This is a genomic window from Guyparkeria sp. SB14A (assembly GCF_005096345.1).
Taxonomy (GTDB): Bacteria; Pseudomonadota; Gammaproteobacteria; order Halothiobacillales; family Halothiobacillaceae; genus Guyparkeria; species Guyparkeria hydrothermalis.
This window is the reverse complement of the sequence record NZ_SWAW01000005.1, coordinates 1-22,055: the sequence shown is the minus strand read 5'-3', so window position 1 is coordinate 22,055 and position 22,055 is coordinate 1. Positions and strand designations below refer to the sequence as shown.

The following is a 22,055-nucleotide window of genomic DNA, read 5'->3' as shown; positions in this document are numbered from 1 at the left end:
CGGGTGCTTGTCACCCGACCGGCGTGGCGGCATGCTGCCGATTGAGCCGGCATGACGCGGCCGAGTGGCGTTCTGCCAAGGTGGCCGGTTGCCGATGCCGTTGGAGACCCCGAACCGATGATAGGCCCATGAATCGACGTGACGTGCTCAAGGCCGGTGGGGCGGGCTTGCTGCTGGGCGGGGCCGGCTTCCCGGCGATCGTGCGCGCCCTGGATCGCAAGCCGACCTTGCGGGTGATGGGAACGCACGTCACCCTCCAGGAGCCGATCCGCCGTCGCGCCGAGGCCGAGCTGGGATTCAACATCGAGTTCCACCCCGGCGGCAGCGCCGAGGTGCTGCAACGGGCGGCCACCGATCCGGGGTCGTTCGATCTCTACGAGCAGTGGTCGAACAGCATCCGGGTGCTCTGGCAGGCCAACGCCATCCAGTCGATTGACGTCGAGCGCCTGACGTACTGGGACGAGATCAACGATCTCCCCAAGACCGGCCGCATCACCCCGGATTCGCCCATCGGTCGGGGTGATGCGCCCCACAAGCTGTTGTTCGTCCAGGAGGATGGCCGGCTCGGCGCCACGCCCTCCGGCCGGCTCAGCTTCCTGCCCTACGTTCACAACGCCGACTCCTTCGGCTATGACACGCGCGCGATCGCGCCGGGCATTCCCTACGAGACCGAGAGTTGGGGGTGGTTGCTCGACCCGGCGCATCGCGGACGCGTGGCGGTTGTGAATGCGCCCAGTATCGGCTTGTTCGATCTCGCCCTCGCCGCCGAGGCGAACGGGTTGATGCGCTTTGGCGAGATCGGCCGGATGACCCGCGAGGAGATCGACGACCTGTTCGCGCTCCTGGTGGACTTCAAGCGCCGTGGGCATTTTCGCGGCGTGTGGTTTTCCGTGCCGCATTCGGTCGATCTGATGGCGCGTGGTGAGGTGGTGATCCAGAGCATGTTCTCGCCCGCTGCGGCCCAGCTGCAGGGCATGGGCATCCCTTGCCTCTACGCGGCGCCACGGGAAGGCTACCGCGCCTGGTTCGGCGTAATGTGCCTGTCCTCGGCCGTGGACAGCGAGCGCCAGGCGATGGCCTATGCCTTCATGAACTGGTGGCTGTCGGGCTGGCCGGGGGCATTCATTGCCCGACAGGGCTACTACATCGCCAACCCGCAGCGTTCGCGCCCCTTCATGACCCCGGCCGAGTGGGACTACTGGTACGCCGGCAAGCCGGCCGCCCACGCCTTGACCGGCGTTGACGGCCACCGGGTCGCCGCGGCGGGCGAGGTCCGTCGCGGCGGCAGTTACGAAACCCGTTTCGCCAACATCGCGGTGTGGAACACGGTCATGGATACCTACGAGTACACCCTGACCAAGTGGCAGGAATTCCTGCTCGCATGAGCCGTCGACGTTCGGCTCCGCGGCGTCGGCTCAAGGCGCGCATCTTCGGCAGCTTCGGCGCGATCGGGCTGGCCGGCTTTCTGATCAGCCTAGTACTCGCGCTGACGATCACCCGCATCTACGCCGACTTCCAGCGCCTGACCGACATCAGTGAACGGGTCGAGATGGGCGGCGAGGTCGCCCTGCAGATGGTCGAACTCCAGCGGCTGTCGGGCGAGTTCGTCCAGTCGGGGCGCTCGTTTCCCGCCGACCAGGCCGGGATCGTGTTCGAGCGTGCGCGCGGGCTGCTCGAGCAACTCGGCGAGGGGGCGAGCGAGGCGGTGAGCGACCGCGTCGAGCGGATGGAGGAATACCTTTACGGTTTCCGCGAGGCCTTCGTCGAGGTCAAGCGGCTCCACGACCGCCAGAGCTGGCTGATCGACCAGGGTATCGACTCGCAGGCCCGCCGCTACCAGGACCTGCTGGGCGCCTTTGAGGCCACGCTTCCTGCCAGTCGGGCAGAGACCATATCCGGCCTCGAGCGACTGCGCGGCGCGGCCCTGCGGATCGACAGCCTGACGCGCAACTACTTCGACTCGCTCGACAACGCGCGTATCCGCGAGGTCAATGTCGAGGTGCGCGAGTCCCGCCGGCGACTCGACCGGCTGGCCGAGTCGAGCGAGGACCCGGCGGATGGTGCGGTGTTTCGCGAGATGGGCAGTGCCCTGGATGACTATCAGGAGGCCATCCTCGACGCCGTGCAACTGACGCGCGGTTATCTCTACCTGGTCAACGTCGTCATGGCCGGCGAGACCTACGAGGTGCTCTACCAGTCCGACCAGCTTTCCGCGGGCTTGCACAAGGAGATGGAGCAGATCGAGGCGCAGACCGCCGAGACGATTCGCCAGGCCGTGTGGACGGTTCTCGTCGGTATCGCCCTGACCCTGGCCCTGATGGTGTTTCTGCCCTATCGGCTGGGGCGCAGCGTGGTCGCGCCGATCGAGACCCTCACGCAGACCTTCCGGCGGTTGTCTCGCGGTCAGGATGCCGCCGACCTTGACCTAACCGAGGCGGGTTACGAGTTTCACGAGCTGACCCGTGCGGCGCATGTCTTCCGGGAAAAGAACGAGGAAACCGAGCGCCTGCTGCGCGAATACCAGGAGCTCAACGAGGTGCTCGAGCAGCGCGTCGAGGAACGCACCGAGGCCTTGCAGGCGGCCAACGCCCAGCTGGAGACACTCTCGCGCACCGACGGCTTGACTGATCTCGCCAACCGGCGCGCGTTCGAGGAGGTGCTGGAACGGGAATGGGCCGTGGCCGTGCGCACCAAGATGGCCCTGAGCATGGTCATGCTCGATGTCGACCACTTCAAGCCGTTCAACGATCGTTACGGGCACCCGGCCGGCGACGAGTGCCTGCGGCGTATCGCCCGGGTGCTGGAGGGGCCGGTGCGGCGCAGCAACGACCTGGCGGCCCGTTACGGCGGCGAGGAATTCGTACTGATCCTGCAGGACAGCGACCGGGACGGCGCCTTGACGGTCGCCGAAGGGCTGCAGCGCGCCGTGCGCGAGCTGGCCATCCCGAACGCCGACTCCTCGGTGGGCGTGGTGACGGTCAGCGTCGGTGTCGCCACCCGGCTCCCGGATGACGCCGGGCAAACGCCTGCCGATCTGGTGCGACGCGCCGACGAGGCGCTCTACCTGGCCAAGCGCGAGGGGCGGGACCAGGTCCGCTTCATGCCGTGAGCCCTGGCGTTGGCCGATGGCGGCGCCGGGGGTCAGCCGCGGCCGGTGAGTACCCGCCAGAGGATGCGCAGCGAGGCCGTTCCCCACGCCACCGGCGAGCGCCGGGGCTCGTGATCGAACCATAGCGCCGGGTCGACCTGCCGTTCGCGCAGGATCTGCTCGACCCGGGCGATGGTCAGCCGATAACGCCAGCCGGCCAGCCACGGGCGACCCAGCGGGGCCGCTCCCTGCAGGATGCCCCGGATGCGCCCGGCGAAGCGTTCGTTGAAGCGCCGGAAGGCGAAGTCCACCTGCTGCTCCCGCCAGTGGGCATCGGTGACTCCCAGTTGCGCCAACTCGTTGGCCGGCAGGCGCATTGCCTGGCCGGCCTCGCGATCGGCCGCGGCGTCCAGCCACCCGTCGACCAGCAGCACCGCCGTGATCAGCCCGTCGACGCGGGCCTGGTCGGTCTCGGACAGACGTTCGAACGCGGACGGACGGAAGGCATCCAGGCGCTCGCGGTAGAAGGTGATCAGCTCGCCCATGTCGGTGGGCGTCTCGACCGGCGAGAGCGGTGCGTTGCGCAAGCGGGCCTCGACCGGCCAGGCGAGCAGCGAGGTGACGCGCGGAATCATTTGGCGTCCACCGTTTCGGTGTGCGTGGCGTCTTGGTCCGCCCGGCTCAACAGATGCGCGATGTCCTCGGGGTTATCGATCACGACCGTCGCCCCCCAGGACTCGATCGGCCGCTCGCCGTCGAGGTAGCCCCAGCGCCCGGCGACGGTGGGCATGTGGGCGGCATTGCCGGCGACGACGTCACGCTCGTGATCGCCGATGTACCAGATGGCATTGGGCGGCAGGCGCAGCTTGCCGGCCGCGAACAACAGCGGGTCCGGGTGGGGCTTGGCCCGGCGGAGGTCGTCACCGCAGACCACCACCGCCGGGGTGATCTCCAGCGCCTCGAGCAGGCGTCGTGTCAGCTCGCCGGGCTTGTTGGTCACCACGCCCCAGGGCAGGGCGCGTTGCTCGAGTGACTCGACCAGTGCCTCCAGGCCCGGAAACAGGCAGGTGTGTACCGCCAGGTCCTCGGCGTAGAGCGCGAGAAAGCGCTCGCGCAACCCCTCATAGCCCGAGTCGTCCGGCGTGATGCCCAGCCCGATCCCCAGCAGCCCGCGCGCCCCGTTGGAAACATGCGGGCGGATCGCCTCGAACGGCATGGGCTCGAGGCCCTGCTCGGCGCGCACGCGATTAAGCGCGGCGGCCATGTCGGGGGCGGTGTCGAGCAGGGTACCGTCGAGGTCGAATAGGATTGCCTTGGGGGCGGGCAGCATCAGGACTCCTTTAGGAAAATCTGCATGATTCGATGGCATCTCTGGCTCGCGGGTTTGTTCGCAATCAAGGCGCCGGCCCGAAGGCGGGCTTGTTGCCCGCCGAGGGGCGGCAACGCCGAGTGCGGGCAAACCCGCGAGCCCCGTCCGGGCGGGTCTCCAAGGGCCCATCTGCGGCGTTGCAGCCCTTGCAAAGGGCGACGGCCCTTCACGGCGGACTGCGCCTTGCATCTGGACCCTTGGAGTCCCGCAGAGACGTCATCGAATCATGCAGAGTTTCCTTTACGAACGCCATCAGGTAATTGACGTCGAGATCGCGGTCGTTGAGCGAGAACTCGCGGGTGAGCGGGTTGTAGACGATGCCGGTCGAGGCGATCGGCTTGAGCCCGGCGGCACGACCCATCCGGGCGAGTTCGCCGGGGCGAATGAACTGGCGGTGGTCGTGCGTGCCGCGTGGCACCATGTTCAGCAGGTACTCCGCGGCGACGATCCCCAGCAGCCACGACTTGGCGTTGCGGTTGAGCGTCGAGAGGAACACGTGCCCACCGGGGCGCACCGCCGTGGCCAGGGCCTCGATGATGCGAGCGGGGTCCTCGACGTGCTCGAGCATCTCCATGCAGGTGACCACGTCGTACGTGCCGGCGTGCTCGGGGGCGAAGCGGGTGACGTCGGCGACCCGGTAGTCGATCCCGAGTGTGTCCGGCGCATGGTCGCGGGCGACCGCAATGACGTCCTCGGCGAGATCCAGCGCGGTGACGGCAGCACCGCTGCGGGCCAGTGCCTCGGCCAGTATCCCGCCACCGCAGCCGACGTCGAGCACGCGGCTGTCGCCGGCGTCGCTGTGGGTCTCGATAAAGGCCATGCGCAACGGGTTGATCGCGTGCAGCGAGGCGAACGGGCCGTCGCTGTCCCACCACTGCTTTGCCAGCCGATTGAAGTGGGCCAGCTCGTCGGGCGAGGCGCTGGAGGCGTTGTCGGCAGTGTCGTGGGTCGGGGTCATCGCGGCGTGGCCAGGTAAGGGCGAATGGACGGTGAACGTGTCAGACGGCGGGCTTGGCCCGCCGGATCGGCTCGCGCCAAGTGTTTGCCCGCTCGATGATCGCCCGGCTGTCGAGCCCACGCAACTGCCCGTGGCGCAGCAGGGCGCGCCCGTCGACCCAGACATCGCTCACCTGGGCGCGCGAGGCGCTGTAGACCAGGGTCGAGACGGCATCGTAGACCGGCTGGGTCTCCGGGGCATCGAGATCGACCGCGACGAGGTCCGCCTGCTTGCCCGGCTCGATCGAGCCGATACGGTCGTCCAGGCCGAAGGCGCGCGCACTCCCCAGGGTTGCCATGTGCAGGGCCTGGTGGGCGCTGACCGCCGCGGCATCATTGGCCACAGGCTTGGCGATGAGCGCGGCGGTGCGCATCTCGTCGAGCATGTCGAGATCGTTGTTGCTGGCGGCCCCGTCCGTGCCCAGCCCGACGTTCACGCCGGCCTCGAGGAGCTTGGCCACCGGGCAGAAGCCGGAGGCGAGCTTGAGGTTCGATTGCGGCGAGTGCAGCACGTGGGTGCCGGTGACGGCCAGGCGGGCGATCTCCGCCTCAGTCAGCTGGGTCATGTGCACGGCGACCAGGCGTTCGTTGAGGAGCCCCAGCCGATCGAGGCGGGCCAGTGGCCGCTCGCCGGTGGCGGCGAGGGTCGACTTGACCTCGTGGGCGGTCTCGTGGACGTGCATGTGGACCGGCAGGTCGAGCTGGTCGCTCATGGTGCGCACCCGTTCGAGCGCCGCATCGCCGACCGTGTAGGGGGCGTGCGGGGCGAGCGTGAACTCGATGCGTGAATGATGGCGCCAGTCGTTGACCAGCTCGACGCCCTTGGCCAGTGCCTCCTCGGCGTTCGCCGACCAGGGATTGGGGTTGTCGATCACCACGATGCCGAAGATCCCGCGCAGGCCGGCGGCCTGCACGGCCTCGATCGCCGCCTCGGGGAAGAAGTACATGTCCGAGAGCGTGGTCGTGCCGCTGCGGATCATCTCGACGGCGGCGAGCATCGTGCCGTCGCGAACGAAGTCGTGACCCAGCATCTGTCCCTCGACCGGCCAGATGTGCTCCTCGAGCCAGGTCATCAGCGGCAGGTCGTCGGCCAGCCCGCGCATCAGGCTCATCGCCGCGTGGGTGTGGCCGTTGACCAGCCCGGGAATCAGGGCGTGGCTGGGCAGGTCGACCCAGTCGACGGGTTCCTCGGTTGCCCGCTGGCGCTCGCGGGCCTGCTCGCGGGTCAGGATGGCCTCGATGCGGCCATCGCGAATCCACACGGCGTGGTCTTCCAGCACCTCGTCGCGCGGGGCGACGGGGATCAGCCAGCGGGGGGCGAGAATCTGGTTGGGATGGTCGTTTGCCATGGAAATTGCAGTGGTCCGGTTGAGAAGGGCAATGGCGGCAAAAAGGCTTGCGGAAGCCTAGGGAAACTCTGCCCGAATGCCATGCCACTCTGGCTTGGCGAGTCGTTCGTGATCAAGGCGCGATGTCGCCGGCGTGCCGGTGGCCACGTCAAGACATCGTAACGCGGAGCACGTGCAACTCGCCAGGCCCCGCAGGGCGCGCCTTGAGCCGGGCATCTGCTGCGTTGCCGTCCTTGGAAAGGGAGTCACCCTTCCGCGGCGGACGGACGCCTTGCACCTGCCCGGCTCAAGGCGCGCAGAGCGGTATGGCATTCGTGCAGAGTTTCCCTGGCATGCCGCGCCGTGCGGCCCTTTGTCGAAATCGATTCGATTCGTGATATGCTCCATGACTTGCCCCTCCGAACTCGCGCCAACTGTGTTGGCCAGGCATATCGTTGTTCGTCGAGGGGCACAAAACGCAATGGATTCAATGCGCTCGTCGTTCCGGGGAGCGCTTTTTTGGTTTTGTGTCGCCCGGAAATGCCGGGCGAAATCGGTTTTCGAGGAACGCCGTGAGCGACTTTCTGCTGCCCACCTACAATCGTCAGCCCGTCCGTTTCGTCCGGGGCGAAGGCCCGTACCTCTGGGACGAGGCGGGCGTGCAATACCTCGACGCGGTCAGCGGCATTGCGGTGACCGGTCTGGGGCACGCCCACCCGGACATCGCCGAGGCCCTTTGCGATCAGGCCCGGACCCTGGTCCACACCTCCAACCTCTACGGCATTCCGTGGCAGGAGCGTCTGGGTGAGCGGCTGGCGACGCTCTCCGGCATGGACAAGGTGTTCTTCGCCAACTCCGGTGCCGAGGCCAACGAGGCGGCGATCAAGCTTGCCCGCCTGCACGGCCGCCGCCGCGAGATCGACAACCCGAAGATCGCGGTGATGGAGCACAGCTTCCATGGCCGCACGCTCGCCGCGCTGGCCGCGACCGGTAACGCCGCCATCCAGAAGGGCTTCGAGCCGCTGCTCGATGGCTTCGTGCGCGTGCCCTACGGCGATATCGAGACGCTCGAGCGCGTCGCTTCGGACGAGACCATCGTCGCCGTGCTGCTCGAGCCGGTGCAGGGCGAGGGCGGTGTCCGCCCGGCGCCGACCGGCTACCTGGCCGCGGTACGCGCGCTGTGCGACGACCACGACTGGCTGATGATGGTCGACGAGGTACAGACCGGCATCGCGCGCACCGGGCGCTGGTTCGGCTTCCAGCACGAGACCGGGGTGTTGCCCGACGTGATGAGCCTCGCGAAGGGGCTGGGCAACGGCGTGCCGATCGGCGCCTGCCTGACGGCCGGCCGGGCCACCGACCTGTTCGGCCCGGGCAGCCACGGTTCGACCTTCGGCGGCAACCCGCTGGTCTGCCGCGCGGCGGCGACCGTGCTCGAGGTGATCGAGCGCGACGGGCTGGTCACGCGGGCCGAGAAACTGGGCCGGTCGATCGCCGATCGTATCCGCGACGGTCTGTCCGACCTGGCCGGCTGTCGCGAGGTGCGCGGTCGCGGGCTGATGATTGGCATCGAGCTGGATCGTCCGGCCGGCGAGCTGGTCGGTCGGGCGCTGGAGCAGGGCCTGCTGATCAACGTCACCGCCGGCTCCGTGGTACGCCTGCTGCCGCCGCTGATCCTGAGCGAATCGCAGGCCGACCTGATCGCCGACCGGGTAATCGGCGTCATCCGCGACTGGTACGCGGCCAACTGAGTTTCCGGGGCTCGTGCCGGGCGTTTGCCCGTGCGCTCCCCTCAACCGACAGAACCGATATCGTTATGTCCACACGTCACTTCCTGAGCCTGTTCGATCTCACCGCGGACGAGTACCGCGCCCTGTTCGAGCGCGCGGGGCAGCTGCAGGCCGCCCGCGAGCGCGGCGAGCGCCCCAACACGCTTGAGCGTCGCGTGCTGGGCATGATCTTCGAAAAGGCCTCGACCCGCACCCGGCTGTCGTTCGAGTCGGGCATGGCGCAGTTGGGCGGCTCGGCGATCTTCCTCTCGCCGCGCGACACGCAGCTCGGCCGCGGCGAGCCGGTCGAGGATTCCGCGCGCGTCATGTCGCGGATGGTTGACGCCATCATGATCCGCGCCAACGACCACGGCATGGTCGAGACCTTCGCCGCGAACAGCCGCGTGCCGGTGATCAACGCGCTGACCGATCGCAGTCACCCCTGCCAGCTGCTGGCCGATATCTACACCTACCAGCGTCACCGCGGCTCGATCGCCGGCAAGCGGGTCGCCTGGGTAGGCGACGGCTTCAACATGTGCCACTCCTACATCAATGCCGCGCGCACCTTCGACTTCGACCTGGTCGTCGCCGCCCCGCGTGGCTACGAGCCGGACCCGGACGTGGTCGCCGCGGCCAAGGATCGCGTCGAGCTGGTCGGTACGGCGGCCGAGGCGGTCGAGGGCGCCGATCTGGTGGTCACCGACGTCTGGGCCTCGATGGGCCAGGAAGAGGAGCGCCTGCGCCGCCTGCGCGACTTCCACGACTACCAGATCAACGACGAGCTGATGGGCCGCGCCAAGGATGACGCCCTGTTCATGCACTGCCTGCCGGCGCACCGCGGCGAGGAAGTCACCGCCGGCGTCATCGACGGCCCGCAGAGCGTGGTCTGGGACGAGGCCGAGGCGCGCATGTATACCCAGCAAGCGCTGGTCGAGTTCCTGATGCTGGGGGAGTTTCCCGGCGTTTCCTGATTCTCGCCGGTCGTAACCGCCTCGGAGCAGAGGCCCGGTCCCGGTTTGAACGGGGCTGGGCCTCGTTGAGTCGTGGCCTGCTGATTTCCCCCGAACCGGCGCGACGGTTATCCTCACGTCAGATAACACCGGCCCAGCCAACGCCGTAGGGAGGTTACGCGTTGACCGACAGCAAGGAACAAGCCTCGAACGTTACCTGCCAGCCAAGCGGCGAGGCGCGGGTGCTGGTGCAGGGGCTGCGTGACGCCGTGCCCTACATCCGCGAGCACGAGGATCACGTCTTCGTGCTCGCCTTCGGCGGCGAGGCGCTCGACGAGCCGGCCAGCTTCGAGCGGCTGATTCGTGACATCGTCCTGATCGCGGATCTCGGCGTGCGCCTGGTGCTGGTGCCGGGCGCCCGCCCGCAGATCAACCGCCGCTTCCAGGCGGCGGGTTTCGAGGAGCGTTTCCACGGCGGCCTGCGCGTGACCGAGCCCGAGATGATCGATCCGCTCACCGAGGCGGTCGGCGCGGTGCAGTTCGACGTGATTTCCTGGCTGTCCGCGCGCCTGAGCCTGGCCTCGGGCTCGGGGCTGGCCCAGCGGGTGCTGACCGGCAATTTCGTCACCGCGCGGCCCATGGGCGTGATCGACGGGGTCGATCTGGGGCATACCGGCGCGGTACGCCGGGTGGATGTCGAGGGCGTGCGCGACGCGCTCGGCGACGGCTCGATCGTGGTCCAGTCGAACATCGGCTACTCGCCCACCGGCGAGCTGTTCAACCTGCGCGCCGAGGACGTCGCCGAAAGCATGGCCGTCGCCCTGGGGGCCGACAAGCTGATCTTTCTCACCGATCCGCTCGACGATCTGCCCACCGCCATGAGCCTTTCCGAGGTGGAGGGGCTGCTCGACCGGGAGGGCGAAAAGCTCTCGACCGAGTTCCAGTTACACCTGCACAGCGCCGTGCGCGCCTGCTCCAAGGGCGTGGACCGCATCCACCTGGTCGATCGCGAGGTCGACGGGGCGCTGTTGGTGGAGCTCTACACCCGCGATGGCTGCGGCACGCTGATTACCAGCGAGCCCTACGAGCGCATCCGCCCGGCGACGCTGGACGACATCGGCGGGATTCTCGCCCTGATCGAGCCGATGGAGCAGGCCGGCGTGCTGGTGCGCCGCTCGCGCGAGCAGCTGGAGCTGGAGACCGACCGCTTCGTCGTGATTGACCGCGACGGCGACATCATCGCCTGCGCCGCGCTCTACCCCTTCCCCGAGGACGGTACCGCCGAACTGGCCGCCCTGGTGGTGCACCCCTCCTACCAGGGCGGCGGTCGGGCGGCGCGCCTGCTTGGCTTCATGGAAAGTCGGGCGCGTTCGCTGGGCCTGAAATCCCTGTTTCTGCTGTCGACCCAGACCATGGCCTTCTTCCGCGAGCGGGGCTATGCCGACGAAAGCCTGGACCGGTTGCCCGCCGAACGCCGCGCGCTCTACAACCTCAAGCGCAATTCGCGGATCTTCCGCAAGTGGCTATAGGACAACTCGCTGTAGCCTCGCTGCCGGTGGTCGCCTGTCGCCCCGAGGTGGATGGGGCTGCGGCCGGGCGCCTGCAGGCGTTTGTCGCGACCCGGGGGCTCGACTGGGTGGAGGCGCCCGGCGACTCGCCGGCCCGCTTCACGCTCGCCATCGATCAGGGCCGCATCGGCCTGATTCCCCCCCGCGACCATCCCGACCTGGGTTCGCACCCGCTGGTGATCGATTTTGCCGCCGACCCACGGTTTGCCCGGCCATTGGCGCGCAAGGATGCCCTGGCGCGGGCGACCGGCTGGAAGGGCGGCTATCGGCCGCCGGTGGTGGATCTGACCACCGGGCTGGGTCGGGATGCCTGGGCGTTGGCGAGCGGCGGTTGCGAGGTGACGGCCGTCGAGCGCCACCCGGTGGTCTGGCTGCTGTTGACCGATGCGATCGAGCGAGCGGCGGATGATCCGGCGCTGGCAGCGATTGCCGCACGGATCGAACCGGTGTTCGGCGACGTGCTGGGCGCCGAGCCGCCGGCACTTCGCGCCAGCGAGGAGACGGTCTGGTACCTCGACCCGATGTTCCCGGAGCGCAAGAAATCGGCGCTGGTGAAAAAGCCCATGCGTATCTTCCACCAGCTGGTGGGCGAGGACCCGGACGCCGCGGCCCTGTTTGCCTGGGCCCGAACCCAGCCCGGTGCCCGCTGGGTGGTCAAGCGCCCGCCGGGCGCCCCCACCATCGATGCGACCACCCCGGACATCGACTATCGCTCCGGGCGACTGCGCTTCGACGTCTACCTGGGTTGATCAGGCCCGGGGCGACTCCCGGAAGAGTCAGGCCTCGGTGCCGGTTGCCGGGCTGTCGAGGTTGAGCGTCAGGTGCTCGTCGGGGATGCGATCGGCGCCCCAGGTGCGGTGCACCATCGCGATCACGCGGTCGAGCGATTCCTGCGGTACCGAGGCGAGTTCGCCGTGCTCGAGCGGGTCGTAGTGGAAGATGTACAGGCGCGAGGCGAATTCCTCGAACGGCAGGGAGGACTCGCCGAAGCGCTCGCCGCAGCCGGCCGTGCTCACCTCGACGCCATCCCCCCAGTTCTGGCCGCTGTCGTTGTTGGGGTTGTAGAAATACGCCCGCATGACGTCCTGCGGGTCGAGTGACACCCGCAACAGGGTGATCGCGTGCCAGCCGATGAAGCGCGCGGCGCTGTCGGTCGCGGCGATGCCGATCGGCTGCGGGTGGATCAGCGGCTGGTTGCCGTTGAAGTAGGGGTGGTAGCTCGCGTAGAAGTGCCGCAGGAAGTCCTCCAGCGACTCGAGCTTGCCGGTGGCGACGTCCACGTTGATGCGAAAGCCGCGCCCGGACCACCAACCGTGGAACTCCGGGTTGATCCAGCGGTGCGGGTCGCCCTCCCGACCGATGCAGCGACGCCCCATCTCGGCGTAGATGCGGTCCAGGTGCGGTACGACCAGCAGGGACACCGGATCGAGGTCGATCGGCAGGGTGGTGGCGACGCCGCTGAGCGAGGCCATCGAGGAGATCGGCTGGCCCTCGAAGTGGATGATGATCTCGTCGTCGCGCGCCGCCCAGGCCACCATCTGCAGCAGGTAGTCGGGGTCGTTGTAGGCCCACATCGACAGGGCGCGGGCCGACTGGCAGGTGGGGTTGTTGCCCTGGCCCACGCCCAGCGGCTGGCCCAGCATGCAGAGCACACCCTCCAGCAGGCGGGTCCGTGGCGGCACCGTCTCGCCGAAGGCGATCGCCAGACGCTCGCGTGACCAGGCCGACAGTGGCAGGCTCAGCTGGCGCCAGAGGGCCGGGGCCACCGGTGGCTGGTAGAGGATGCCGCGCTCGAGCATCAGTGCCATCCCGTAGATGGCCTGGGCCGTCTCCGGGAACACCGACTGATCGATCAGCGCGTGCACCAGCTCGCTGTAGCACAGCAGGCAGTCCCGGCCGGTCGACGACAGCCCCATGGCCTCGGACAGCAGGTGATCGCCGTGATCGGCCAGATGGCGGAGCAGCACGGCGTGGTAGGGCGAGACCAGCCCGGTATCGTGCATGGCCCGCGCGAACCCGGTCGCCTCGTTCTGCAGGGCCACGCCGTCCATGCGTTCCAGCCGGTCGCGGTAGATCTCGACACCGGGGTCCTCGCGGCAGGCCTGGGTGGGGCCGAACAGGCTGCTGACCAGGCGGTCGGCACCCTGGCCGCTGCTGCCGAGGTCGATGTCGGGGTTGGCCTGGCAGATCGCGATCTGCGTGATCATCTGCTTGACCGGCTCGGTCTGGATCGGCCGTTGCTGCAGGATCCGCCAGATCTCCTCGATCAACTGGTCGACGATGTGCTCGTAGCCGATCCGCTCAGCCAGGTGGCCGAGCAGGGCGCGAGCGAGCTGGGCGAGCCGTCCCTGGCTCTCGCGCTCGGCCTCGCTGGGCGGCATGAACAGCCGTTGCAGGTTAATCGCCAGCACCTGGGTGAGGTGATGGTGGGCGTTCTCCGCCGAGAGCGTGGGATGGAGGTAGGCGCCCCGGGCTACCGCGAGGATGCGCAGGTCGCTCAGGGCCTCGATCACCACGGTATCCGCATCATGGCTACCCAGCGCATGCGCGGAGAGCGACGGGATCAGGATCTCGGGCCAGGCCCAGTCCGAGCCGGTGAAGGTGCCGGCGGCCTCGATGGCCTGGGCACGTGCCTCGATGGCCGCCGGGCCGCCTTCCTGCAGCAGCACCCGCTTGGCCCCGTCCAACACCCGACGAAGCCGCGTGGGCTTGGAGAAATCGGGCGCGGAGTCGAGGGCTTCGATCGCCTCGTCGAGTCGTTGCAGAAGGCCGGGCAGGAGGGCCCCGGGCGCTTGGTCGTCGACGTCGCTGGTCACGTAGGCTCCTGGTGCCCGGGAATTGCCGCGGAATTATACATAGAAGTCCAGGTCCTCCTGGCGCTTGAGCAGGTCGCGCATCGTGTGCGGATCGTCGCCGAAGAAGTAGATCAGGCCCCAGTGCGTGCCGAAGGCCGTGCGTTTGGTGACGGTTTCTTCGATCGGCGGGGTCAGTTCATGCGACTCGAAGTAGGGGTGGTCCTCGGTCTCGGCCGGCATCTCGAGCTTGCTGACCACGCGCCGACGCGGGTAGACACCGAAACAGCCGGCCACGCCCTTGGCGTCCACGACTTCCTTGGGGAAGAACGCGGTGATTTCCTCCTCGGTGGTCTTGGGGTCGAACGACAGGATCAGGCCCTGGTAGGCGTTGAAACCGTAGGCCCGCTCGAGCAGTTCGAAGACCTTGAAGCCCGGCGGGCGGTAGGCGACCTCGCCGAAGTACATCTCGCCGTCGTTGGTGACGAAGTACTCCGGGTGGACGAAGCCGAACTCGATGTCGAAGGTCTTGATCAGCTTCTCGATCTGGGCCGTGATCTGCTCGCGGTACTTCTCCAGCTCCGGGGTGGCCGGCACGAACACCGAATAGCCCAGCGTGACGTACTCGGAGATATTGAGAAAGCGGATCTTGCCGTTGTGCACCCAGGCCTCGACCGCGAACTCCCAGCCGTCGAGGTGGGATTCCATCAATACCGGGAATTCCTCGTCCGGGATGGTGTCGACCTCGTCGGGCGTGCGGATCACGCGATGACCCAGGCAGCCGGCCTTGTCGAAGGCCTTGAGGTGGATGGGGTCGTTGGGGTCGCCGTCGAGCTTGAGCAGAGTCTGGTTGACCCGCTTGAGGAAACGCACCACGTCTTCCTTGTCGTGGGCCTCCTCGAAGATGCCCACGCGAATCCCGCCCAGCTGGGCACGGCGCTTCATCAGTGCCTTGTCGCGCAACAGCATGGCCTGGCCGAACAACTTGGGCTTGTCGAGCAGCACGGAGTTGATCGCCCCGGCCCATTCGACCGTCTCCTCGTAGAGCGGGATCGCCACGTCGACGCCCTTTTCCTGCAGGGTGTGCGCGATCTCCATCGAGCGGTCGTTCAGCCGCTCGAAGTTCCACGGGATGTAGGGAATGTCGTGCTTCTCGCAATATTCCTCGGCCCAGTCGGGGGCGACCACGACGTAGCGGCGATCGAAGGTCTCGGCGGCCTCGACCGCGTTGAGCGACCAGCCGAGCAGCGCGACAAAACCTTTGTCGGGATTCTTCTCCATGGGGTACCTCTGATTCGTGCGAAATGGAATGTCGAGCCGACACGGGCTTACCGGCACGTCCATTTGTGCCGCGCGAATCGGTGGAGCTAGCCATAAAGCCTAGTCGACAAGGCATGGCTACGCGGACCGGATATCGAGTGGCCCGCCGATATTGGCGCCCCGGAACCCCTGTACCCGGGACTTGTTGCCGCCAAGACGGTCGGCGGGTTCAGGTCTACCCTCGTTACCTGATCCAGTACGCCGGAGCCTCCATGACTCGAACCAGCCGGACCGTTCCTCTGCTCGCCGTTCTCGCCACCGCCCTGAGCGTCGTGGCCCCCTCTGCCTGGGCCGGTGACTACTGGGAGGAACTCGCGTGGCAGGTGCGCCCGCTCGTGCTCGTCGACGGGGACGGGTCTGCCGATGATTGGGCCGAGCGGCTGCTGGCGGCGCGTTGCGCGATGGCCGAACGACGTATCCACTGGCTGACGATCGGCGCGGATGGCCGGGTGTGGCGCCGATTCGGCGGGACCGACGAGGCCCAGGTCGAGCGGACGCGGCTGGACGAGAGCGCAGCGGGGGATGTCCGCGACCAGGTGGGATGGTCGGCCGGGGACAAGACCGCCTTGGTGCTGTTCGGGCTGGACGGGCAAGAAAAGTACCGCGGCCGTCCCGACTCGCTCGAGACGATCTGGTCGCTGATCGACCGCATGCCGATGCGGCGGGCCGAGATGGCGCGCGAACCGGACGACTGCGCCGACTGAGACCGGCATATCGCTCGACATGACCGGAATCAGAAAATTCGATTGAGCGGATATTGATTCGAGTGACGCATCGCGCAAGGATGACAGGTGAGGCTAATCGTTTGCCGGCTTGGTTTTGTCGGCCCCATCAATCGGCCCCATCAAGGAGGAATCCCATGATCCGTCGTGTCACCCGTCTTCTTCGGGCCGCCGGTCTCGCCATGGCCGCGCTTGCGCTCGCGCCGACCGTGGCCGCCGAGAACTTGCACAACCGCGCCGCCATCGGTGGTCTGGAGAACATCAAGGCCGTCTACGACGTGCGCAAGTCCAACCCCAATGCGCTCGACATGTACCTCAAGGCCATCATCACCAATGTCGAGAACCTGGAGAAGGAGGGCGTGCAGGCCGATCTGGTCATGGTGTTCATCTCCCACTCGGTGAAGTTCATCAACACCGAGCCGACCATGGAGACCGAGGCCGACTATGGCGACGCGCTGGCCAGCATCGCCCGGAGCATCGAGACCTTGCAGGACCTGGGGGTGCGCATCGAGGCCTGCAATGGCGCCACGCGGGCGTTCAACGTCGACAACGACACCCTGCTGCCGGGCATCGAGCCGGTGCGTTCCGGCTTCATCTCGCTGATGGGCTATCAGAACAACGGCTACGCCCTGATCCCCGTGTACGATTAAGGGAACGCAAGCCGTTCCCGGGGACGGCTCGTCTTGGCTGTTGTGCCACCCGCCTTCAGGGCGGGTTTTTCGATGGAACGAGAGGAACGAAACCATGACCGACGGCAAACCGACGATCGGCCTGGCACTGGGCAGCGGGGCGGCCCGTGGCTGGGCGCACATCGGCGTGATCCAGGCATTGGAAGCGGCCGGCATCCGTCCGGCGATGGTGGCCGGTTGCTCGATCGGCGCGTTGGTCGGGGCCGGGTACGCCGGCGAGTCGATGGACAAGCTCGAGGCGTGGGCGCGCGGCATTCGGTCCTGGGACGTGATGCGCCTGCTCGACGTGCGCCTCGGTGGCGGGCTGATCGAAGGCGACAACCTGATGCGTTCGCTGGCCAAGCAGGTCGAGCCGGTCGATATCGAGACGCTACGCGTGCCATTCGCGGCGGTCGCCACGGACCTCGAGGCCGGCCGCGAGGTCTGGTTGCGCGAGGGCAGCCTGATGGATGCCGTGCGCGCCTCGATCGCGGTGCCCGGGCTGATGTCGCCGGTGCGAAACGAGGGCCGCTGGCTGGTCGACGGCGGGCTGACCGACCCGGTGCCGGTCTCGTTGTGCCGCGCGCTGGGTGCGGACGTGGTGATCGCGGTGAACCTCAACAGCGACCTGGTAGGCCGTCACATCCGCGACATCCGCGGGGCGGCGCGCCACGACACCGACAACGACAGCGGGCTGCGCAAGTGGGTCGACGGCCTGGACGAGCGCTTCCTCGACGGCCGGATCGGCAAGTGGCTGGAAGAGCGCGGCAAGGACGAGCCGACCCCCGGCATGCTCGACGTGATGGCCGGCGCGATCAACATCATGCAGGACCGCATCACGCGCAGCCGCATGGCCGGCGACCCGCCTGAACTACTGATCTCGCCCAAGCTCTCGCACATCGGCCTGCTCGAGTTCGAGCGGGCGGCCGAGACCATCGAGGTCGGCCGCAAGGCCGCCGAGCGGGCGCTGGAGGGGAGTGATCTCGTGCCCGACCCGGAGGGGTCGGGAGACTGAAGAGGTCAGGCGGAAGAAGTCAGAGCGAAGAGGTGGCAAATCAGAACGCGTGTGGGCGTGTGCCCTTCTTCTGACCTCTTGTCTCTGATTTCTCACCTCTTTTCGTTTGCTACCAAACGAGGTCGTCCGGCACCTGGTGCTCGGCGTAGGCCGCGTCGCGGATCTCGCCGCCCGAGGGCAGGGCGACCAGGAAGGCCGGGTCGCGCTGGGCGATCTTCTCGGCGGTCTGCGCCGACACGATGTAGTAGCGCTTGTCCCAGGTGGCCAGTCGCAGCTTGCGGGTGGCCAGGCCGCGACGCAGGCGGGCGTTGACCGGCAGGCTCAGTACGCGGAACTGGTCGGCGAAGTGGAACGGCTCGCCGTGGCTGGGCAGTTTCTCGGCGTGATCGAGGATGAGCTGGCGTATCTCGGCGCGCTGGGCGCGGCGCTGCTCGGCCTCGCGCTGGCGCGCCCCGGCTTCGCGCGCCTGGCGGCGCTCACGCTCGAGCTTCTCGGCGGCGGCCTTCTTGGCCGCCTCGATCTCGGCAGGCGGTTTGGTGTTCGCGTCCTTGTCGTGGCGACTGACGCGTCCCCAGGCGGATTTCTTCTGCTTGGGTTGCTTGCCGCCCTTCTTGGCCAGGCCTGCCTTGAGTAACTGATCCTGAAGCGATGCCTTGCTCATGATGGTTCGCGATGCCGGTCGGTGAAACGGGTCGGCAGTCTACCAGCACGCCCGCTTCGGGAAACTCTGCACGAATGCCATGCCACTCTGGCTTGGCGAGTCGTTCGTGATCAAGGCGCGATGTCGCCGGCGTGCCGGTGGCCACGTCCAGACATCGCAATGCAGAGCACGGGCGACTCGCCAGGCCACGCAGGGCGCACCTTGAGCCGGACATCGGCTGCGTTGTCGTCCGAGGATGCGGGAACAACCCTTCCGCGGCGGACGAGCGCCTTGCATCGGCCCGGCTCAAGGCGCGCTTCAGCGGTATGGCATTCGTGCAGAGTTTCCCTCGCAGGGATCACGGCGCGGCGCGTTCGGCGGGGTCGTCCGGCCGGATCAGGCATTGCAGCGGCGCAAGCTGCGCGGTCTTCTTGTGCTGATGACGGTGCATGCGCTGCACGATCTCGACCAGGATGCGTACGGCCCGTTCGATGTAGGGCCCCTTGTTGAGCATGATGCATTCGGCCCGTTCGGCCATCGCGGCGTCGGTGAGTTCGGGGCGCGAGATGCTGCCCTTCTTTGCCAACGTCTCCAGCACCTGGGTGGCCCAGATCACCGGCGTGCGTGCCGCCTCGGTCAACCAGAGCAGGGTTTCCTGAGCCTCGATCATCGCCTCGGGGCCCAGTTCCACGGCCAGGTCGCCGCGGGCGATCATGATGCCTAGCGGTCGCCGGTCGAGAGCGGCGAGCATGATTTCCGGCAAGTTGGACACGGCTCGGCGGGTCTCGATCTTGGCGACGATCGGCATCCCCGCGGCTCCTCGCGCGTCCAGTTCGGCCATGAGCACTCGCATGTCGTCGCCGGATTCGACGAAGGAGAATCCCACCATGTCGGCGTGCCGGACCACGAAATCGAGATCGGCGAGATCCTTGTCGCTCAAGGCGGGCAGATTGAGCGGGGTGTCGGGGAAGTTGAGCCCCTTGTCGGGCTTTATCGACCGGCCCTGCGGGCCGGCATGCTCGATGGTGAGAAGGGCGCCGTCGGTATCCACCTGGCTGACACGTGCGCCGATCTTGCCGTCGTCGATCCAGACCATGTCGCCGTCCGTGAGGCGTTCGAATACGCGCGGCTCGGCGCAAGGCACCCGCGCGGGCTCCAGGATGTTGCCGGTCGGGTCGATGCGGGCAGGCTCGCCCGGCGTCGGGTCGGCGGAGAGTCGCAGCGGGTCGCCCTCGAAGACGCGCACCTTGGCCGGGCGGGTGTCGAATCCCCGCGCGACGAACTGTTCGCCGGTGGCCGGGTCGTGGAACACGGTTGTCTGGTCGATGTGCGCCGGGCCGTCGAGCGCGGCGCGGAAGAAGCGCGTCGTGCCCGACGCGGCGAGGCGCATGCGCCGTTCCCGGCCCAGCGCGTCGACGAAGTACAGTTCCTGGTGATCGTGGAGTCGGTCGATCACGGCGGAATCCAGCGCCAGGTGCCAGTTGCGCCTGCGTCCCTTGCCCACGGCCTCCGAGCGCAGAAAGCCGTCGCTGATCTCGACCACCGGGGCCCGGTTGCCTTCCCAGTCGATCTCGAGCGCCTTGTGGCGACGACGGATGTCGCCGGTGCGTACCTTGTGCCCGGCGAGGTCCATGAATACCCGGCATTCCCGCCCACAACGTTCGCGGGCCGCCTTCAGATTGGCGATCATGCGGCTCCATTCGCGGGCGCTGTCATGCGCGCAGTTGATCCGGGCGCAGGTCATGCCGGCGCACAGCAGATCCTCGATCAGGTCCGCGTCATCGGCGGCCTGGGTGGGCAACGTGACCATGATGCGCACCCCGTGTGGGGGCTCGATGCCGAACAGGCGCCGGGTGTTGCTCTCGAGCGTTCGCTCCCCGGCGAGGAAGCGCGTCGCCGAGCCGGCTTCGGCATTGACGTCCCGGCCAGAGGCGAGACCGAGGAGGTGGATGATCGCGTCAAGCGTCGCCACGACGTGGGATTCGCTGCGCCCCAGGGAGGACAAGCCGTGCTCCGCCAGCAGCGGTTGCAGCTCGCGCAGGTCTTCGGAGCGCAGGGCAAGATAGCAGGCCAGGTTCCAGCTGCTCTCGCTGGCGAGAACCGGATCGCCCAGTTCGCGTTCGAGCCACCGGCGGGCCTGGTCGAGCACCCGTTCGCGCAGGCCGATGAGCTGGTCGAGCAGCCAGTCGATGGAGCATTCGGATATCGGGGATCGGGTGGCGATACACATGAGCGGCACCTCCTGCCTGGGAGGTCCATCGATACCATCCCGATATGACGGGTAGATGGCAGCGACGACTCCCACGAGAAAAAGCGTTGACCCCGCCGCGAACGTGCTAGTATGCGCCGCCTCGGTCTGACCAGTCCTGCCGATTTCATCATCGATGCCCTGTCCGACGACACGTCATCACCCCGCGTTTTCCTTGCCGACTGGCGTGCGCTCCCTCCCCGGGACCGTGTGACGGGAAACGCCACGCCATTCGAGACGCCATTTTTGCCATGGCCTCCATGCGCCCAGCGTTCTCGTTCCCAAGGAAAAACACTCTATGTTGTTCTCTGAACTGGGCCTTCGCCCGGAACTCCAGCGCGCCATCGAAGAGCGCGGCTACACCACGCCGACCCCGATCCAGGCCAAGGCCATTCCGGAAGTCCTCTCCGGCGGTGACCTGCTCGCCGCCGCGCAGACCGGCACCGGCAAGACCGCCGGCTTTACCCTGCCGTTGCTCGAGCGCCTGATGGCCACCCACCCGGAAGGCGGGCAGAAGGGGGGCAAGCGTCCGATCCGCGCGCTGATCCTCACCCCGACGCGCGAACTGGCTGCCCAGGTCGAGCAGAGCGTGCTCGACTACGGCCATCACCTGCCGCTCAAATCGATGGTCATGTTCGGCGGCGTGGGCATCAACCCGCAGATCGACAAGCTGAAGAAGGGCGTCGACATCCTCGTGGCCACGCCGGGCCGCCTGCTCGATCACCAGAACCAGGGCACCGTCGATCTGTCGAAGGTCGAGATCCTGGTGCTGGACGAAGCCGACCGCATGCTCGACATGGGCTTCATCCACGACATCAAGAAGATCCTCAAGATCGTCCCGGAACAGCGCCAGAACCTGCTGTTCTCGGCGACCTTCTCCGACGAGATCCGCGCGCTGGCCAACAAGCTGCTCGACAACCCGGCGGAAATCTCGGTCACGCCGCGCAACACCACCGTCGAGGCGGTCAGTCAGTCGGTCTACGAAGTCGATCGCGACAAGAAGCGCGAGCTGCTCGCCGAATTGCTGATCGACCAGGACTGGCAGCAGGTGCTGGTGTTCACCCGCACCAAGCACGGCGCCAACCGCCTGGCCGAGTACCTGTCCAAGCGCGACATCCCGGCGATGGCGATCCACGGCAACAAGAGCCAGACGGCCCGCACCAAGGCGCTGGAGTCGTTCAAGAACGGCTCGATTCGCGTGCTGGTCGCCACCGACATCGCCGCGCGCGGCATCGACATCGCCCAGCTGCCCTACGTGGTCAACTTCGATCTGCCGAACGTGGCCGAGGACTACGTCCACCGCATCGGCCGCACCGGCCGCGCGGGCGAATCCGGCGAGGCGATCTCGCTGGTCTGCATCGACGAGCACAAGCTCCTGGCCGGCATCGAGCGCCTGACCAAGCAGAAATTCACCCGCCACGTCGTGCCGGGCTTCGAGCCGGACCCGAACGCCAAGCCCGAGCCGATCCCGAACGGTCGCAACAATGCCGGCGGTGGTCGCCGTGGCGGCGGTGGCCGTCCCGGTGGTGGCCAGGGTGCCCCGCGCGGTCGCGGGGGGCCGGGTGGTGGCCAGGGGCGTGGC

At 67.7% G+C, this 22,055-nt stretch carries 18 protein-coding genes; 10 read left to right on the top strand and 8 right to left on the bottom strand.

Annotation, left to right across the window (positions count from 1 at the left end; genetic code table 11):
- Positions 1–128: 128 nt before the first annotated feature.
- Positions 129–1,385 carry an extracellular solute-binding protein gene (locus tag FAZ79_RS03350; protein WP_136866572.1) on the top strand — a complete coding sequence of 419 codons (1,257 nt, stop codon included), beginning with the start codon at positions 129–131 and terminating at the stop codon, positions 1,383–1,385.
- Positions 1,382–3,109, top strand: a complete 1,728-nt coding sequence (locus tag FAZ79_RS03345) for a GGDEF domain-containing protein (protein WP_136866571.1) — start codon at positions 1,382–1,384, stop codon at positions 3,107–3,109. The genes FAZ79_RS03350 and FAZ79_RS03345 overlap by 4 nt, the downstream gene beginning before the upstream one ends.
- A 32-nt stretch (positions 3,110–3,141) precedes the next feature.
- Here FAZ79_RS03345 and FAZ79_RS03340 read toward each other — a convergent pair whose 3' ends face one another.
- The 4 genes from FAZ79_RS03340 to FAZ79_RS03325 form a co-directional block, all read right to left on the bottom strand.
- Positions 3,142–3,723 (bottom strand): hypothetical protein, encoded by a 582-nt coding sequence (locus tag FAZ79_RS03340; protein WP_136866570.1) that lies wholly within the window; start codon positions 3,721–3,723, stop codon positions 3,142–3,144.
- On the bottom strand, positions 3,720–4,418 hold the full coding sequence (locus FAZ79_RS03335; protein ID WP_136866569.1) for an HAD-IA family hydrolase: 699 nt from the start codon (positions 4,416–4,418) through the stop codon (positions 3,720–3,722). The genes FAZ79_RS03340 and FAZ79_RS03335 overlap by 4 nt, the downstream gene beginning before the upstream one ends.
- A gap of 205 nt (positions 4,419–4,623) precedes the next feature.
- Positions 4,624–5,415 carry a bifunctional 2-polyprenyl-6-hydroxyphenol methylase/3-demethylubiquinol 3-O-methyltransferase UbiG gene (gene ubiG / locus FAZ79_RS03330; RefSeq protein ID WP_136866568.1) on the bottom strand — a complete coding sequence of 264 codons (792 nt, stop codon included), beginning with the start codon at positions 5,413–5,415 and terminating at the stop codon, positions 4,624–4,626.
- Between the two features lie 40 nt (positions 5,416–5,455).
- On the bottom strand, positions 5,456–6,802 hold the full coding sequence (locus FAZ79_RS03325) for a TRZ/ATZ family hydrolase (RefSeq protein ID WP_136866567.1): 1,347 nt from the start codon (positions 6,800–6,802) through the stop codon (positions 5,456–5,458).
- Between the two features lie 551 nt (positions 6,803–7,353).
- Between FAZ79_RS03325 and FAZ79_RS03320 the strand changes: the two genes are divergently transcribed.
- The 4 genes from FAZ79_RS03320 to FAZ79_RS03305 all read left to right on the top strand — a co-directional run bounded on the left by FAZ79_RS03320 (position 7,354) and on the right by FAZ79_RS03305 (position 11,817).
- The gene (locus tag FAZ79_RS03320; protein WP_136866566.1) at positions 7,354–8,532 is read left to right on the top strand and encodes an aspartate aminotransferase family protein; all 1,179 of its coding nucleotides are present in this window, start codon (positions 7,354–7,356) and stop codon (positions 8,530–8,532) included.
- A 65-nt stretch (positions 8,533–8,597) separates the two neighbouring features.
- Positions 8,598–9,521, top strand: coding sequence for an ornithine carbamoyltransferase (gene argF / locus FAZ79_RS03315; protein ID WP_136866565.1), 924 nt, complete (start codon positions 8,598–8,600; stop codon positions 9,519–9,521).
- A gap of 161 nt (positions 9,522–9,682) precedes the next feature.
- Positions 9,683–11,029: an amino-acid N-acetyltransferase gene (argA, locus tag FAZ79_RS03310; protein ID WP_247709479.1), complete on the top strand. Its 1,347-nt coding sequence runs from the start codon at positions 9,683–9,685 to the stop codon at positions 11,027–11,029.
- Positions 11,020–11,817: a class I SAM-dependent methyltransferase gene (locus FAZ79_RS03305; RefSeq protein WP_136866564.1), complete on the top strand. Its 798-nt coding sequence runs from the start codon at positions 11,020–11,022 to the stop codon at positions 11,815–11,817. The genes argA and FAZ79_RS03305 overlap by 10 nt, the downstream gene beginning before the upstream one ends.
- Positions 11,818–11,844: 27 nt before the next feature.
- On the opposite strand, the gene FAZ79_RS03300 is transcribed toward FAZ79_RS03305, so the two are convergent.
- Positions 11,845–13,884 carry a hypothetical protein gene (locus FAZ79_RS03300; RefSeq protein ID WP_136866563.1) on the bottom strand — a complete coding sequence of 680 codons (2,040 nt, stop codon included), beginning with the start codon at positions 13,882–13,884 and terminating at the stop codon, positions 11,845–11,847.
- Positions 13,885–13,917: 33 nt separating this feature from the next.
- Entirely contained in the window at positions 13,918–15,141 is a 1,224-nt protein-coding gene (locus tag FAZ79_RS03295; protein WP_136866562.1) for a carboxylate--amine ligase, read from the bottom strand.
- Positions 15,142–15,392: 251 nt separating this feature from the next.
- Between FAZ79_RS03295 and FAZ79_RS03290 the strand changes: the two genes are divergently transcribed.
- The 3 genes from FAZ79_RS03290 (at position 15,393) to rssA (ending at position 17,585) form a co-directional block, all read left to right on the top strand.
- Positions 15,393–15,884 carry a DUF4174 domain-containing protein gene (locus FAZ79_RS03290; protein WP_169303546.1) on the top strand — a complete coding sequence of 164 codons (492 nt, stop codon included), beginning with the start codon at positions 15,393–15,395 and terminating at the stop codon, positions 15,882–15,884.
- A gap of 200 nt (positions 15,885–16,084) precedes the next feature.
- Positions 16,085–16,552 carry a DsrE family protein gene (locus FAZ79_RS03285; protein WP_231505842.1) on the top strand — a complete coding sequence of 156 codons (468 nt, stop codon included), beginning with the start codon at positions 16,085–16,087 and terminating at the stop codon, positions 16,550–16,552.
- Positions 16,553–16,646: 94 nt separating this feature from the next.
- Positions 16,647–17,585, top strand: coding sequence for a patatin-like phospholipase RssA (gene rssA / locus FAZ79_RS03280; protein WP_136866559.1), 939 nt, complete (start codon positions 16,647–16,649; stop codon positions 17,583–17,585).
- A 109-nt stretch (positions 17,586–17,694) separates the two neighbouring features.
- Here the strand turns inward: rssA and FAZ79_RS03275 are convergent, their stop codons facing one another.
- Positions 17,695–18,246: a DUF2058 family protein gene (locus FAZ79_RS03275; RefSeq protein WP_136866558.1), complete on the bottom strand. Its 552-nt coding sequence runs from the start codon at positions 18,244–18,246 to the stop codon at positions 17,695–17,697.
- A gap of 337 nt (positions 18,247–18,583) precedes the next feature.
- Positions 18,584–20,455, bottom strand: coding sequence for a pyruvate kinase (locus tag FAZ79_RS03270; RefSeq protein ID WP_136866557.1), 1,872 nt, complete (start codon positions 20,453–20,455; stop codon positions 18,584–18,586).
- Positions 20,456–20,771: 316 nt separating this feature from the next.
- On the opposite strand from FAZ79_RS03270, the gene FAZ79_RS03265 reads away from it, so the two are divergent.
- On the top strand, positions 20,772–22,055 hold a 1,284-nt coding region (locus FAZ79_RS03265), incomplete at its 3' end, for a DEAD/DEAH box helicase (protein WP_136866556.1).

Coding starts and splice junctions, on each gene's coding strand:
- FAZ79_RS03350 (WP_136866572.1), top strand. CDS start 129: ATGAATCGACGTGACGTGCTCAAGGCCGGTGGGGCGGGCTTGCTGCTG.
- FAZ79_RS03345 (WP_136866571.1), top strand. CDS start 1,382: ATGAGCCGTCGACGTTCGGCTCCGCGGCGTCGGCTCAAGGCGCGCATC.
- FAZ79_RS03340 (WP_136866570.1), bottom strand. CDS start 3,723: ATGATTCCGCGCGTCACCTCGCTGCTCGCCTGGCCGGTCGAGGCCCGC.
- FAZ79_RS03335 (WP_136866569.1), bottom strand. CDS start 4,418: ATGCTGCCCGCCCCCAAGGCAATCCTATTCGACCTCGACGGTACCCTG.
- ubiG (WP_136866568.1), bottom strand. CDS start 5,415: ATGACCCCGACCCACGACACTGCCGACAACGCCTCCAGCGCCTCGCCC.
- FAZ79_RS03325 (WP_136866567.1), bottom strand. CDS start 6,802: ATGGCAAACGACCATCCCAACCAGATTCTCGCCCCCCGCTGGCTGATC.
- argF (WP_136866565.1), top strand. CDS start 8,598: ATGTCCACACGTCACTTCCTGAGCCTGTTCGATCTCACCGCGGACGAG.
- FAZ79_RS03295 (WP_136866562.1), bottom strand. CDS start 15,141: ATGGAGAAGAATCCCGACAAAGGTTTTGTCGCGCTGCTCGGCTGGTCG.
- FAZ79_RS03290 (WP_169303546.1), top strand. CDS start 15,393: ATGACTCGAACCAGCCGGACCGTTCCTCTGCTCGCCGTTCTCGCCACC.
- FAZ79_RS03285 (WP_231505842.1), top strand. CDS start 16,085: ATGGCCGCGCTTGCGCTCGCGCCGACCGTGGCCGCCGAGAACTTGCAC.
- rssA (WP_136866559.1), top strand. CDS start 16,647: ATGACCGACGGCAAACCGACGATCGGCCTGGCACTGGGCAGCGGGGCG.
- FAZ79_RS03275 (WP_136866558.1), bottom strand. CDS start 18,246: ATGAGCAAGGCATCGCTTCAGGATCAGTTACTCAAGGCAGGCCTGGCC.
- FAZ79_RS03270 (WP_136866557.1), bottom strand. CDS start 20,455: ATGTGTATCGCCACCCGATCCCCGATATCCGAATGCTCCATCGACTGG.